This is a genomic window from Streptomyces sp. NPDC046308, assembly GCF_055588065.1.
In genome coordinates this window covers 19171-32572 of record NZ_JBVJFB010000004.1, presented here as the reverse complement: position 1 = coordinate 32572, position 13402 = coordinate 19171, and the positions used below count along the sequence as shown (strand labels likewise).

Genomic DNA, 13402 nt, shown 5'->3' with positions numbered 1-13402 from the left:
CACAAGCCGCACTATCGTGCTGTTGTGCCTCGCCCCTTGGGAGAACTCGAAGACGCCGTCATGACGCGGGTGTGGCAGTGGAACCGCCCGGTCACCGTTCGTGAAGTACTGGAAGACCTCCAGCAGGAACGGTCCATCGCGTACACCACGGTCATGACCGTTATGGACAATCTTCATCAGAAGGGCTGGGTCCGCCGGGAAGCCGAAGGCCGCGCCTATCGATATACGGCGGTCTCCACCCGCGCCGCCTACTCGGCCGCCCTGATGAACGAAGCCTGGTCGACGAGCGACAACCCCGCGGCCGCCCTCGTCGCCTTCTTCGGCATGATGTCCGCGGAACAGCGGGAAGCACTCAGGGACGCCGTACGGGTCGTCCAGCACGACGGAGAGTCCGGCGGCGAGGCCGCCACCGAACCGCCCGCCGAACCTGCCACTGGACGCGCTGCCGAACCCGCTGCCGAACCCCCTGCCGAACCCCCCGCTCCGCAGGAAGCCGAAGGGGACTCCGCCGAGCGCCCGCAGGAGCCGGGGCGATAGCGTCCGCAGCCATGGGAGAGTTTTCCTCTGCACACGCAGAAACAGTGACGATCCGCCGTGCCCGCACCGGTGATGTTCCCGCGCTGCGCCGCCTCCTCGACCAGTACGTGCAGCAGCGCATCCTGCTGGACAAAGCCCCGGTCGTCCTTTACGAGGACATCCAGGAGTTCTGGGTCGCGGAACGCGACTCCGACAGTCAGGTGGTCGGATGCGGCGCTCTCCACGTGATGTGGGAAGACCTCGCCGAAGTGCGCACTCTCGCCGTGGACCGCGGCTTGAAGGGCGCCGGCGTCGGCCACAAGGTGCTGGAGCAGTTGTTGCGGACCGCCCGCACGCTCGGGGTGAGCCGCGTTTTCTGCCTGACCTTCGAAGTCGAGTTCTTCGCGAAGCACGGCTTCGTCGAGATCGGCGAGACCCCGGTCGACACCGATGTCTACATGGAGCTCCTGCGTTCCTATGACGAGGGTGTCGCCGAGTTCCTCGGTCTCGAACGAGTGAAGCCGAACACCTTGGGCAACAGTCGGATGCTTCTGCACCTCTGATCGATGGCCTACGCTTTTCCGTCGATCAGCAACCTGTGGCCTATGTCCGAATCGCGCACGTTTCCCGCCTCGTTGCGGTCCTGAACCTCTCCCCGGGGGTTTGTGTTTTCCAGGCAAAAGCGGTTTCCTTTCCACGTACTGCTTTTCGATGAAAGGAAATCCCGGTGGCACAGAAGGTTCAGGTCCTTCTTGTCGACGACCTCGACGGTGGCGAGGCGGACGAGACGGTGACGTTCGCTCTGGATGGCAAGACCTACGAGATCGACCTCACCACCGCCAACGCTGAAAAGCTCCGCGGTCTGCTCGACCCGTACACCAAGGGCGGCCGCCGCACCGGTGGCCGTGCCACCGCGGCACGTGCGAAGGGTCGCGCCTCGGCGACGACGGGCAACCCGGACACCGCGGAGATCCGCGCCTGGGCCAAGGAGAACGGCTACAACGTGAACGACCGCGGTCGCGTCCCGGCCGAGATCCGCGAGGCCTACGAAAAGGCCAAGGGCTGACGGACCCCCGCCGTACGCCGCCCGAGGCGGGCCCGGTGGCATTCCGTCGCCGCCGCCGCCACCAGGCGTACGAGATCGGGCCCACCGGTGCCCTTTCCGGGGCCGGGTCCGGCGGCCCGCCCGGGACCGGGCAGGGCCGGCAGCAGTGCCTCACACCCCTGCTCGGGGGGTCGCAGCCACACGGCGGCCCCCCGAGGGCTTTCTCCCAGGGGCTGCCCCGGGGGAGCCGGGGCGGTGATCCGGCCACCCGCACCCAGGGCGGTCAGGTCCAGGGCGACCCCGCCCCACTCCAGCCAGTCGAGCAACCCCTCCAGCTCGTCCGCGCTCCCCGCGGCCACCAGGAACCGCATCCGGCGCCCCATGAGCGCCACCGGGCCCGTGGCGACCGGCCTGCGCAGCAGGGCCGCGCCCGCGTCGGACGGCAGCTCCAGCACGTCGAACCGCACCCCGGTCGAGAGCAGGCCGGGCGGGCCGCCCGTGACGGCCCAGCCGAGCACCCTCTCGTACCAGGAGGCGTACGCACCCTCCTCGGACGCGACGCGGGGCGAGGGGGCGGTCGGCACAGCGGTGAGGGCCATGCCCGGAGCAACTCGTGAAACGCCCCGGGGTTACGGTCGGCGTGACACACCGCACTCACTCATATGCGGAACGTAAACATCCGCGGCGGCGGAGTCCCACATTCGGGACGGAACTGTGTTCGCCCTTAGCTGAGGGGACCGGTGCTGGCGGCATGGAGTGTCAGTGCTTACGGGTAAGACATTCCTAGTGGATCGGGGCGACACGCTGATTTGACGGGCTTCCGTTCGCCGTCGGCGTACACGCATGACGGGTATCTGCCTGGCCTGCGGGAACATCGTCTCGCACCATCGAGTTGGAGCAGTTGTCGGCTCTTCAAGCCGGTTTTCCCGCTGATGCAGGGGTGAGCCGAGGACGGATGTCGGCAGTTGGAATGAGCTGTCCCGCCCCGCGGGACTAGCATGCGGAAGGACAGGGCGGGGACCGACCCCGAACTGCCCGACCGCTCTGAGGAGCGATAAACGATGTTCGAGAGGTTCACCGACCGCGCGCGGCGGGTTGTCGTCCTGGCTCAGGAAGAAGCCCGGATGCTCAACCACAACTACATCGGCACCGAGCACATCCTCCTGGGCTTGATCCACGAGGGTGAGGGTGTCGCCGCTAAGGCCCTGGAGAGCCTCGGGATTTCGCTCGAGGCTGTTCGCCAGCAGGTTGAGGAGATCATCGGACAGGGGCAGCAGGCCCCTTCCGGCCACATCCCCTTCACCCCGCGGGCGAAGAAGGTCCTGGAGCTTTCGCTCCGAGAGGCCCTCCAGCTCGGCCACAACTACATCGGCACCGAGCACATCCTGCTCGGCCTGATCCGCGAGGGCGAGGGCGTCGCCGCCCAGGTCCTCGTGAAGCTGGGCGCCGATCTCAACCGAGTCCGGCAGCAGGTCATCCAGCTGCTCTCCGGCTACACCGGCGGGGGCAAGGAGTCGGCCACGGCCGGCGGCCCGGCCGAGGGCACGCCCTCGACCTCGCTCGTCCTGGACCAGTTCGGCCGCAACCTCACCCAGGCGGCCCGCGAATCCAAGCTCGACCCGGTCATCGGGCGCGAGAAGGAGATCGAGCGGGTCATGCAGGTGCTGTCCCGCCGTACGAAGAACAACCCGGTCCTCATCGGCGAGCCCGGCGTCGGCAAGACCGCCGTCGTCGAGGGCCTGGCGCAGGCGATCGTCAAGGGCGAGGTTCCCGAGACCCTCAAGGACAAGCACCTCTACACGCTTGACCTCGGCGCCCTGGTCGCCGGTTCCCGCTACCGCGGTGACTTCGAGGAGCGCCTGAAGAAGGTGCTCAAGGAGATCCGCACCCGCGGCGACATCATCCTGTTCATCGACGAGCTCCACACCCTCGTGGGTGCGGGCGCCGCCGAGGGCGCGATCGACGCCGCGAGCATCCTCAAGCCCATGCTGGCCCGTGGTGAGCTCCAGACCATCGGTGCCACCACGCTGGACGAGTACCGCAAGCACCTCGAGAAGGACGCGGCCCTCGAGCGCCGCTTCCAGCCGATCCAGGTGGCGGAGCCTTCCCTCCCCCACACGATCGAGATCCTCAAGGGCCTGCGCGACCGCTACGAGGCCCACCACCGCGTCTCCATCACGGACGAGGCCCTCGTCCAGGCGGCGACGCTGGCGGACCGGTACATCTCGGACCGCTTCCTCCCGGACAAGGCGATCGACCTGATCGACGAGGCCGGCTCCCGGATGCGCATCCGCCGGATGACCGCGCCGCCGGACCTCCGCGAGTTCGACGAGAAGATCGCGGCCGTGCGCCGGGACAAGGAGTCGGCCATCGACTCCCAGGACTTCGAGAAGGCGGCGTCTCTCCGCGACAAGGAGAAGCAGCTGCTGGCGGCGAAGACCAAGCGCGAGAAGGAATGGAAGGCCGGCGACATGGACGTCGTCGCCGAGGTCGACGGCGAGCTCATCGCCGAAGTCCTCGCGACCGCGACCGGCATTCCCGTCTTCAAGCTCACCGAGGAGGAGTCCTCGCGACTGCTCCGCATGGAAGACGAGCTCCACCGTCGGGTCATCGGCCAGAAGGACGCCATCAAGGCGCTCTCCCAGGCGATCCGCCGTACCCGTGCGGGTCTGAAGGACCCGAAGCGCCCGGGTGGCTCGTTCATCTTCGCCGGCCCGTCCGGTGTCGGTAAGACCGAGCTCTCGAAGACGCTCGCCGAATTCCTCTTCGGTGACGAGGACGCGCTGATCTCCCTCGACATGTCGGAGTTCAGCGAGAAGCACACGGTTTCCCGTCTCTTCGGTTCGCCCCCCGGCTACGTGGGCTACGAAGAGGGCGGCCAGCTCACCGAGAAGGTGCGCCGGAAGCCGTTCTCCGTCGTCCTCTTCGACGAGGTCGAGAAGGCCCACCCGGATATCTTCAATTCCCTTCTCCAGATCCTGGAGGACGGTCGTCTGACCGACTCCCAGGGCCGGGTCGTGGACTTCAAGAACACGGTCATCATCATGACGACCAACCTGGGTACCCGGGACATCTCGAAGGGCTTCAACCTGGGCTTCGCGGCGCAGGGTGACACGAAGACCGGCTACGAGCGGATGAAGGCCAAGGTCAACGAAGAGCTCAAGCAGCACTTCCGGCCCGAGTTCCTCAACCGTGTCGACGACACGGTCGTCTTCCACCAGCTCACCGAGGAAGACATCATCCAGATCGTCGACCTGATGATCGCGAAGGTCGACGAGCGCCTGAAGGACCGCGACATGGGCATCGAGCTGAGCGGTGACGCGAAGCTCCTGCTCGCCAAGCGCGGCTACGACCCGATCCTGGGTGCCCGGCCGCTGCGCCGGACGATCCAGCGCGAGATCGAGGACGTCCTGTCGGAGAAGATCCTCTTCGGCGAGCTGCGTCCCGGTCACATCGTGGTCGTCGGCAAGGAGGGTGAGGGCGAGGAAGCCAAGTTCACCTTCCGCGGCGAGGAGAAGTCGGCGCTGCCGGACCTCCCGCCGATCGAGGCCACGGGCTCCGGCCCGGACCTGTCGAAGGGCGCGTAGGCGCGAGCGAGCACGAAGGGGCGGCCCCGGGACTGAGAAGTCCCGGGGCCGCCCCTTTTCCGTAGGCAGCCCTCTGGCCCCCCGGGGGGCCCTGAAGGCCCTGGGCGGCCCTGGAAGGCCCGCGGTGGGCCTCCGCCCGGGTCCCGGAGCGCCCGCGCCCTCGCCTCGCTCCGTCCAGCGAGGGCGGGGGCGGAGGCGGGGTCGGCGCCCCGGAGTGTGTGGGGGTTGCCCGCCGAAGGTCCCGGGCGGGTGGGCCGAAGGTCCCTGGCCGGTGACAAGCCGCACAGAACAAAACGGACGTACTAGGTGGTTTCGTAGATCCAACAGGCCCCGGCGGGGGACCTTCGTCCCAGCGTGGAGCCGTCAACCGGGTGCATCACACCCGCCCGGCTACGAGCCCCGGTAGTAATCGGGACATTTGGGGAAGTCCCGGCCCGCGGGTTACCAAAGGTGAGCCAACCCGGCACACGTTCCAACGTGCCGGGTCACTTCATGCCCGTGACGGGCGTGAACCGCCCTTGTCCCCGGCCCCGGAGGTCTGCACATGTCCGCGAAGCGCGTCAGCACCCGTCGTACCCGTATCGCCGTCGGCACCACCGCTCTCGGCGCGGTGCTGGCCCTGGGGGCCGGGACGACCGCCGCGTTCGCCGACACCGCGCAGACGGCCCTCGCCGGTACCGCCGAGCTGGTCGCCCGGCAGGCCTCCGCCCAGGCCGGCGCCGCCGCCGCGGCCGCCAAGGCCGAGGCGAAGCCCGTCGCGAAGACCGCCTCGAAGACCGGTCTGTGGGACAAGCCGCTGGAGAAGTACACGCTGTCCGCGACCTTCGGCAAGGGCGGCAGCATGTGGTCGCACAAGCACTCCGGCCAGGACTTCGCCGTCCCGGTCGGCACCTCGGTCAAGTCCGCGGCCGCCGGCGTGGTCGTCAAGGCCGGCCCGAACGGCGGCGGCGACGGTCCCGCCTACGGCAACGCCATCGTGATCAAGCACGCGAACAACACGTACTCGCAGTACGCGCACCTCTCGAAGATCCAGGTCAGGATCGGCCAGAAGGTCGCCGCCTCCCAGCGCATCGCGCTGTCGGGCAACACCGGCAACTCCAGCGGCCCGCACCTGCACTTCGAGATCCGCACCACCCCGAACTACGGCTCGGCCGTCAACCCGGTGGCCTTCCTGCGCACCGTCGGCGTCACCGTCTGACCGACGTCCGACCCGACGGTCCCCGTGACCGACCCCACGACCCGGCCCGGCCGGCTGCTCAGGTGAGCAGCCAGGCGTGGGCCGGCTTCGTTTCCGGACCGAGCTTGCCCTCCTTGTACGCGGCGGCCTGCTCCGGCGTGAAGGCCGTGTCGTAGAACTTGATGTTGTGCAGGGCGCCCTGCCAGGCTCCGGTCCAGATGTTGTGGTGCTTGGAGCGGCCCAGCTGGAGCGGGCCGGGCGCCTGCCAGATCGGCGGGACCTGGGTGGTCTCGCCGGCCTTCTTGCCATCGACGTAGAGGGCGATGGTCTTCTTCTCGGCGTCGTAGGTCGCCATCAGCATCGTGGGCGTCTTGAGCACGGTGGGCCCCTCGGCGGTGACGGTCCTCGTGGTCGCCGCGGCGCCCTTGTCGCCGGTCTGCACGCGGAAGATCCAGGCCTGCTTGCCGCCGACCTCGTTCACGCCCAGCTCGAAGGAGAACGACTCCCCGTCGCCCTGGCTGATCGCGATCCGCGAGCCCTTGGCGCCGGAGCTGTAGACGCGGGCCGTGACGGTGAAGCTCTTGGTCACGTCCACGACGGGCTCGGCGGACTGGGCGTACGAGTTCGCGTTGCCCTTCCCGACGATCTGGAACCGCTTGCCCAGCGGGCCGACCTGGAAGTCGGGGCCGAGCCGGATGCCGGTCTTGCCGTAGCTGTCGCGCAGCAGGGTCGCGTCGCCCTCGACGGTCGCGGTGTAGCCCGCGGGGGACTTCGAGTCGACGGGCTCCGGCGAGGCGGACGTAGAGGGCTGGGCATCGGCCCCGCCCGGCCCGTCGCCGTCGGCGCCGAGCAGGAAGAACGTTCCGCCGCCGGCCAGCAGCGCCAGTACGGTCACCCCGCCGCCCAGCATCCACAGCTTCTTCCTGCGCCGCTCGGCGGCGGAGCGGTCAGCCAGGGCCTCCCAGTCGGGCTGCGACGAGGATATGAGCGGCTGGGCGGGCTGGGTCGGCGCCCATCCCGCTCCGGCGTCCTGCTGCTGGTACGGGTTGGGCTGCTGCCCCTGCTGCGGGTAGCCGTAGCCGTACCCCTCGCCGCCGGCCGGGTAGCCGTAGCCGCCCTGGTCGCCGCCCTGCCGGGGCGGGCCGGGCGGGAAGCCGTAGCCGCCGCCCTGCGCGGGCGGACCCGGCGGGAACCCGTATCCGCCGCTCCCGGGGGCGGGCTCGGGCTGCGGGTTGCTCGGGGGATTCACGGCGTCGGTCATGCCAGGGATGCTAAAACACGAGCCCCCGCGCCGTACCGCCCGGTACCGATCCGGCCACCCCCGGTCCGCCCTGGGCCCGCCGCGACGGTGGCGGTCCCGCAGTCGTCAGCCCTGCGGCAGCTTGATCACCGGGAAGCTGCCCGTCGCCGTCGGAGCGTGCTCCGGCAGCCACAGCACCGCCACCGCGCCGGCGGCCGTGCCCTCGCGGTCGAAGCCGCCCGGCGCCGCCACGTTGCGGAAGGTCAGCCGGGCGCCCAGCACCCGCGCCTGGCCCTCCGCGATGGTCAGTCCCAGGCCGTGCCCCACGCCCGCGCGGTCCGTCGACCCGGTCCGGAACCGGCTCGGCCCCTCGCGCAGCAGCGCGTCCGGGAAGCCCGGCCCGTGGTCCCGCACCCGTACGACCCGGCCCTCGACGTCGACCTGGATCGGCTGCTGCCCGTACCGCGCCGCATTGGCCAGCAGGTTCCCCAGGATCCGCTCCAGCCGGCGCGGGTCGGTGCTGACGATCTCGTCCGCGACGATCCGTACGGTCGCCTCCGGCATCAGCGCGGTCACCCGCCGGCTCACGAACTCGCCCAGCGCCACGTCCTGGAGTTCCGCCCGCTCCGAGGCGCTGTCCAGCCGGGCCACCTCCAGCACGTCCTCGACCAGCGCGCGCAGCGCCTGCGCCCGGTCCCGGACCAGCTCGGTCGGCCGCCCCGGGGGCAGCAGCTCCGCCGCCGTGAGCAGGCCCGTCACCGGCGTGCGCAGCTCGTGCGCGATGTCCGCCGTCACCCGCCGCTCGGCCTCCAGCCGCTGCTGCAGGGCGTCGGCCATGGCGTCCACGGCCCGTGCCAGGTCGTCCGTCTCGTCGCGGACGACGCCGCCGACCGCGTCCCGCACCCGTACGTCGGGATCACCGTGCGCCACCCGCTGCGCGGCGGCCGCGGCCTTGCGCAGCCGACGCGAGATCTGCCCGCCGATGAGCACGCCGAGCGCCGATCCGCCGATCACGGCGGCGAGCCCGCCGATGACCAGGGCCCGGTCCAGGTCGGGGATCAGGTTGGCGCTCTCCCGGAACTGTGTGTGCAGCGACAGCACCTGCCCGTTCTCCAGCGGCACGGCGGCCCACACCTCGGGCAGTCCGTGCGGCCGCTCCTGGATGTAGGTCCCCCGCCGGCCCGACTGCACCTTGTGCCGCAGTTCGGCGGGGAGTTCGGGATCGTTGAGCTTGGCCCCCATCGGCGGCTTGCGCCCGGCCTCGGCGTTGCGGGAGATGAACTGCACGCGGTCCAGCTGCACCTCGCGCGCGCTCTCCAGCATCGACACCCGGGCAGCGCTGTGCACGACCAGGCTCAGGGCGATCGTGACGAGGGCGCCCACGGCGGCGATGGCGAGCGTGATCTTCCAGCGGATCCCCGTACGGAGGGTGAACCGTCTCATGCCTTGAGTTTGTATCCGAAGCCCCGGACCGTCTCGATCCGGTCCTGGCCGATCTTGGTGCGCAGCCGCTGTACGTGGACGTCGACGACGCGGGTGTCGCCGCCCCAGTCGTAGTCCCAGACCCGCTCCAGCAGGCGGTCGCGCGACAGCACGGTGCCGGGCGCCGAGGAGAACTCCAGCAGCAGCCGCATCTCGGTCGGCGTCAGCGCCACGGCGGCGCCCGCCCTGCGGACCTCCATGCCCTCGGTGTCCACCTCCAGGTCGCCGAAGGAGAGCACGCCGCGCTCCGGGTCCGAGGCCTCGTGGGAGGAGCCCGGTCCGCCGTTCTGGGATCCGCCGGAGTGGTCGAAGCGGCGCAGCACGGCGCGGATCCGGGCGACGAGCACGGAGCCGTCGAAGGGCTTGGTGACGTAGTCGTCGGCGCCCGCCTCCAGGCCCAGCACCACGTCGATGGAGTCGGCGCGCGCCGACAGCATGATCACGGGGACGGTGGACTCGTCGCGGATGCGGCGGCACAGGCTCACGCCGTCCATTCCGGGGACCATCACGTCGAGCAGCGCGATGTCCGGCCGGTCGGCGCGGAAGGACTCCAGGCCGGACAGGCCGTCGGGCATGGCGGTGACCACGAACCCGTCGCGTTCCAGCGCCAGGGTCGTGGCCTCACGGATGACGTCGTCGTCCTCCACGAACAGGACATGGGTCTCGGCCATGCGGGAGCCTCGCCTCGGTTCTTCTCTTCTGTGCTCAGTTCTTCTGACTCGTGGCCGGGGCGGGCTGGGCACCGCCGTCGATCACGTTGCTGTACTCCGAGTGCACTCGGTCGTGCTCGATGAACGTCTCCCCGTTCCAGCGGTAGGTGATCACGTCCTCGCCCGACGGGTAGGAGAGCGGGTCGCTCTTTCCGTAGACCTGCTTGGTGACCACCAGGTCGCCCCGGTCGATCTCCGCGTAGACGGGTGGCTGTTCGTCCGAGAACACATTCTCGTACGAGCCGTCGTCCGCCCGGTACACGTACGTGCCGCGGCCCAGGGCGTCGGCGCAGGACAGGACGTTGACGACGATGTCGACGACGGGGCCGCCGGTGACCCTCCCGTAGCTCACGTCCACCGGGTACTCCTTGCCCGCGCAGGGCTTGAGGTCCCGCTTGATCTCGGCGCTGACCTTCGGGTCCGCCTTGAGCAGCGCGACGGGGTCGACCTTCTTGACGGGCCGGCCGGACGCGGAGGCCGCCCCCGAGGAGGGGTCGACGGGTGTGGACGGACTGACCGGGCTGGCCTTCGCGACCGCGTCGGAGCGGGCGGGGCCGCCGTCGCGCAGACCGGTGCCGCCGGTCGCGCAACCGACCGCGAACACGGCAGTGCCGACGAGGACGACAGCCCCCGCCGACACGAGTACCAGCGATCTCCCGCTGGTCAGGACTTGGCCGTTCAGGCCGCGCACCGCTCACGCCCCTCGTACCGCATGGTGTGGTCACCGCGCTCCAGCGCCCGCATGTCGAGGTCCCGGCTCTCCAGCTCCTGCCGGAGGCGGGCCAGCGCGCGGTGCAGAGTGCTCTTCACGGTACCCGCAGACATTCCGAGCGCCGCGGCGGTCTCCTCGGTGCTCATCTGCTCCCAGTGTCGCAGCACGACCACGCTGCGCTGCTTGGGCGCGAGCACCTTGAGGATGTCCATCAGCAGGGCGCGGTCGGCGCGCTGGTCGGAGCCGTCCTCGACGGAGGCGTCGGGGAGCTGCTCGGTGGGGACCTCTTCGAGCTTGCGGGCGCGCCACCACTCGGTCCGGGTGTTGATCATGACGCGCCGGAGGTAGGCGTCGGCCAGGGACTTGTCGGCGATGCCGTCCCAGCGGCCGTACGTGCGCACGAGCGCGGTCTGCAGGAGGTCCTGGGCGTCGGTGGGGTCCGGGACCAGACGCCGGGCACTGCGCAGCAGCGCGTCCTGCCGGGTGCGTACGTACTCTTCGAATCCGAGTACCTCACCGTGCGCCATCTGAGACCGCCTCCGCTACCGTCCACCGCTCATCCGCTGCCTTACGGATTTCGAAGGTACGGAGGGGTTGTCACGGGCCTGTGCGGGCCAGCCTTCGGTGGACGCACGGACACCCATAGGTTGTGTAACAGTGCCGTGAGCTGCGGTTTGTCGGCGAGAAGCGGAATGGTCGACTCAGTTCAAGGTCGACTACGGGTGGTCGCGAAGCCGTCGCCGAGCGCTCGCCGGGCGGCCATCCGCACGTCACCCGGACCTGCGTCCGGACCCGTGTCGGGACCCGCGTCCGGACCCCCGGCGACGGTCGCGCTCAGGTCTGCGGGAGCCGGTAGAAGCCCCCGTCGAGGGGTTCCACCAGTCCGTCGGAGACCAGCCCGTCCAGCGCCCGGGCCCGCTGCACCGGCTCGTCCCACACGGTGTCGAGCACGGCCTGCGGAACGGCGCCCACCGCCTCCCGGAGCACCGCGAGGAGCTTGCCGCGCACCTGGCGGTCGGTCCCGGCGTACGTCTGCCCGCGCCGCGGCGGCCCCTCGTGCGCCGGCTTCCCGGCGAGGCGCCACGCGCACAGCCCGGCCACCGGGCAGCGCCCGCAGTCGGGGCTCTTCGCGGTGCACACCAGCGCACCGAGCTCCATCGAGGCCGCAGCCCAGCGCGCCGCCGTCGCCTCGTCCTCGGGCAGCAGGGCCCGGGCCAGGCGCCGCTCGGCGGCGGTGGTGGCGTTCGGCGGGTACTCGACGCCGGTGGCGGTGCGCGCGAAGACCCGCCGGACGTTGGTGTCGAGGACGGCGTGCCGCTGCCCGTACGCGAAGGAGGCCACGGCGGCCGCCGTGTACTCGCCGATCCCGGGCAGCGAGAGGAGCTGCGCGTGCTCCCGCGGTACGTCGCCCCCGTGCCGCTCCGTTATGGCGACGGCCGCGCCGTGCAGCCGCAGGGCGCGGCGCGGGTAGCCGAGGCGTCCCCAGGCCCGTACGGCCTCGCCGGGGGCCTCGGCGGCCAGGTCGGCGGGGCGGGGCCACCGGGCGAGCCACTGCTCGTAGACCGGGAGGACCCGGCTCACCGGGGTCTGCTGGAGCATGAACTCGCTGACCATGACCCCCCAGGGGCCGGCCTCGGGGCGGCGCCAGGGCAGATCGCGGGCGTGCTCGTCGAACCACGCGATGACGGGGGAGTGCAGCGCGTGGGAGGAGTCGGGGGACGTGGCCGTGGCGGAAGCGGGGGATGCAGTCATGACATACGGCATCCTGACACGTTTCAGGGCCGCCCCGTCGGGCCCGGGCCGGTGAATCGGACGGCCGGGCGGATCCGCACGTCGGACCTCTGGCCGGTTCCCGGCGGTTCCGCGTACTCCCGCAGGATGATCATCGGCAAATCGAGCCTGCCGCGCGGCATGTGGGGCACTGATCGGGCCGCGAACTCTCGTAAAGTTCCGTCCGTGGGATCTCTGCGCAATCCGGTCGGGCCGCTCCCCTCCTCCATCTACTGGCGACGGAGGGCTGTGCTGGCGTCCGTCGTCGCGCTCCTCGCGCTCCTCGCCGTATGGACCGTCAGTTCCGGTGGGGGGAGGACGAGTACGAACGGAAAGGGCCAGGGCCGCCCCGACCCCGTCGCCTCGATCACCCCCGGGCCGGCCGGGACGGGCCCCGCGATCAGCGCGGCCCCCGGCGGGCGCCCGGAGTCGGGCGGTGGAACCACCGGCTCCGAAGGCGGCGGAACGGGCGGCGCGGGCAAGAACGGCGAGCCGGGCAGCGGCACGGCCGCGAGCGGCGGGTCCGGCGCGGGCGGCGCGGGCGCGGCGCCCGGCCCGGCCCAGGTCCCGGCGGACTCCCCGCTGCCCACGTGCGCGCCGGGTGCGCTGCAGTGGGAGGTCAAGAGCGTGAAGAACGAGTACGAGGCGAACGAGAAGCCCAAGCTCGAACTGGTCGCCCGCAACATCTCCGGCACCACCTGCAAGGTCGACCTCGGCCCGCGGCAGGCGGTCCTGACCATCCTTCAGGCGAGCAGCAGCAAGGCGGTGTGGTCCTCGGCGGACTGCCCGGCGGGCGCGGGCAACGCCTTCTTCCGCCTGCCGGCGCAGGGGGAGACGAAGCAGTCGCTGGAATGGGACCGCAGGTTCAGCGCGGCCGACCAGTGCCAGGCGCCTCCGGCGGGGTCCGCGGCTCCCGACACGTACGTGGTCGAGGTGAAGTCCCCGGGCATGCCGGTTGCCCGGACCTCGTTCGTCCTGAAGCAGGACTAGCGTCCGCGGCGCCGCTGCGGGGGCTCCGCCCCCGAACCCCCGCGCCTCAAACGCCGGCGGGGCTGGAAAACCCAGCGCCTCCGGCGGGGTCCGCGGCTCCCGATACGTATGTGGTCGAGGTCAAGTCCCCGGGCATGCCGGTCGCCCGGACCTCGTTCGTTCTGAAGCAGGAC

General features: G+C 70.8%; 13 protein-coding genes. 6 read left to right on the top strand and 7 right to left on the bottom strand.

All coding sequences use genetic code 11. The annotated features are described in order from the left end of the window. Positions 1-36: 36 nt before the first annotated feature. From ACZ6JT_RS17635 to ACZ6JT_RS17625, 3 genes are all read left to right on the top strand, one after another. Positions 37-537: a BlaI/MecI/CopY family transcriptional regulator gene (locus ACZ6JT_RS17635; protein WP_469210781.1), complete on the top strand. Its 501-nt coding sequence runs from the start codon at positions 37-39 to the stop codon at positions 535-537. Between the two features lie 11 nt (positions 538-548). Continuing rightward, the gene (locus ACZ6JT_RS17630) at positions 549-1079 is read left to right on the top strand and encodes an amino-acid N-acetyltransferase (RefSeq protein WP_365471818.1); all 531 of its coding nucleotides are present in this window, start codon (positions 549-551) and stop codon (positions 1077-1079) included. Positions 1080-1243: 164 nt separating this feature from the next. Then, positions 1244-1582 carry a histone-like nucleoid-structuring protein Lsr2 gene (locus ACZ6JT_RS17625; RefSeq protein WP_030720514.1) on the top strand — a complete coding sequence of 113 codons (339 nt, stop codon included), beginning with the start codon at positions 1244-1246 and terminating at the stop codon, positions 1580-1582. Here ACZ6JT_RS17625 and ACZ6JT_RS17620 read toward each other — a convergent pair. Continuing rightward, entirely contained in the window at positions 1561-2160 is a 600-nt protein-coding gene (locus ACZ6JT_RS17620) for an SCO3374 family protein (protein WP_469210779.1), read from the bottom strand. The two genes, ACZ6JT_RS17625 and ACZ6JT_RS17620, sit on opposite strands and share 22 nt — an antisense overlap. Before the next feature lie 462 nt (positions 2161-2622). Between ACZ6JT_RS17620 and ACZ6JT_RS17615 the strand changes: the two genes are divergently transcribed. Beyond that, entirely contained in the window at positions 2623-5148 is a 2526-nt protein-coding gene (locus ACZ6JT_RS17615; RefSeq protein WP_183066669.1) for an ATP-dependent Clp protease ATP-binding subunit, read from the top strand. 544 nt (positions 5149-5692) lie between these two features. After that, positions 5693-6346, top strand: a complete 654-nt coding sequence (locus ACZ6JT_RS17610) for a M23 family metallopeptidase (RefSeq protein WP_469210777.1) — start codon at positions 5693-5695, stop codon at positions 6344-6346. 58 nt (positions 6347-6404) lie between these two features. On the opposite strand, the gene ACZ6JT_RS17605 is transcribed toward ACZ6JT_RS17610, so the two are convergent. The 6 genes from ACZ6JT_RS17605 to ACZ6JT_RS17580 all read right to left on the bottom strand — a co-directional run bounded on the left by ACZ6JT_RS17605 (position 6405) and on the right by ACZ6JT_RS17580 (position 12221). After that, entirely contained in the window at positions 6405-7586 is a 1182-nt protein-coding gene (locus tag ACZ6JT_RS17605; protein ID WP_469210775.1) for a LamG-like jellyroll fold domain-containing protein, read from the bottom strand. Positions 7587-7691: 105 nt separating this feature from the next. Beyond that, positions 7692-9008: a two-component system sensor histidine kinase CseC gene (gene cseC / locus ACZ6JT_RS17600; protein WP_469210774.1), complete on the bottom strand. Its 1317-nt coding sequence runs from the start codon at positions 9006-9008 to the stop codon at positions 7692-7694. Continuing rightward, a complete protein-coding gene (gene cseB, locus ACZ6JT_RS17595; protein WP_469210772.1) occupies positions 9005-9718 on the bottom strand; it encodes a two-component system response regulator CseB in 714 nt (237 codons plus the stop codon). Before cseB ends, cseC begins: the two co-directional genes overlap by 4 nt. A gap of 34 nt (positions 9719-9752) precedes the next feature. Beyond that, the gene (locus ACZ6JT_RS17590; RefSeq protein ID WP_469210771.1) at positions 9753-10448 is read right to left on the bottom strand and encodes a hypothetical protein; all 696 of its coding nucleotides are present in this window, start codon (positions 10446-10448) and stop codon (positions 9753-9755) included. After that, the gene (locus ACZ6JT_RS17585; protein ID WP_030010715.1) at positions 10436-10996 is read right to left on the bottom strand and encodes a SigE family RNA polymerase sigma factor; all 561 of its coding nucleotides are present in this window, start codon (positions 10994-10996) and stop codon (positions 10436-10438) included. Before ACZ6JT_RS17585 ends, ACZ6JT_RS17590 begins: the two co-directional genes overlap by 13 nt. A gap of 307 nt (positions 10997-11303) precedes the next feature. Then, entirely contained in the window at positions 11304-12221 is a 918-nt protein-coding gene (locus ACZ6JT_RS17580) for an HhH-GPD family protein (RefSeq protein WP_376618147.1), read from the bottom strand. Between the two features lie 204 nt (positions 12222-12425). Between ACZ6JT_RS17580 and ACZ6JT_RS17575 the strand changes: the two genes are divergently transcribed. Continuing rightward, a complete protein-coding gene (locus ACZ6JT_RS17575) occupies positions 12426-13229 on the top strand; it encodes a hypothetical protein (protein WP_469210769.1) in 804 nt (267 codons plus the stop codon). Positions 13230-13402: the final 173 nt, after the last annotated feature.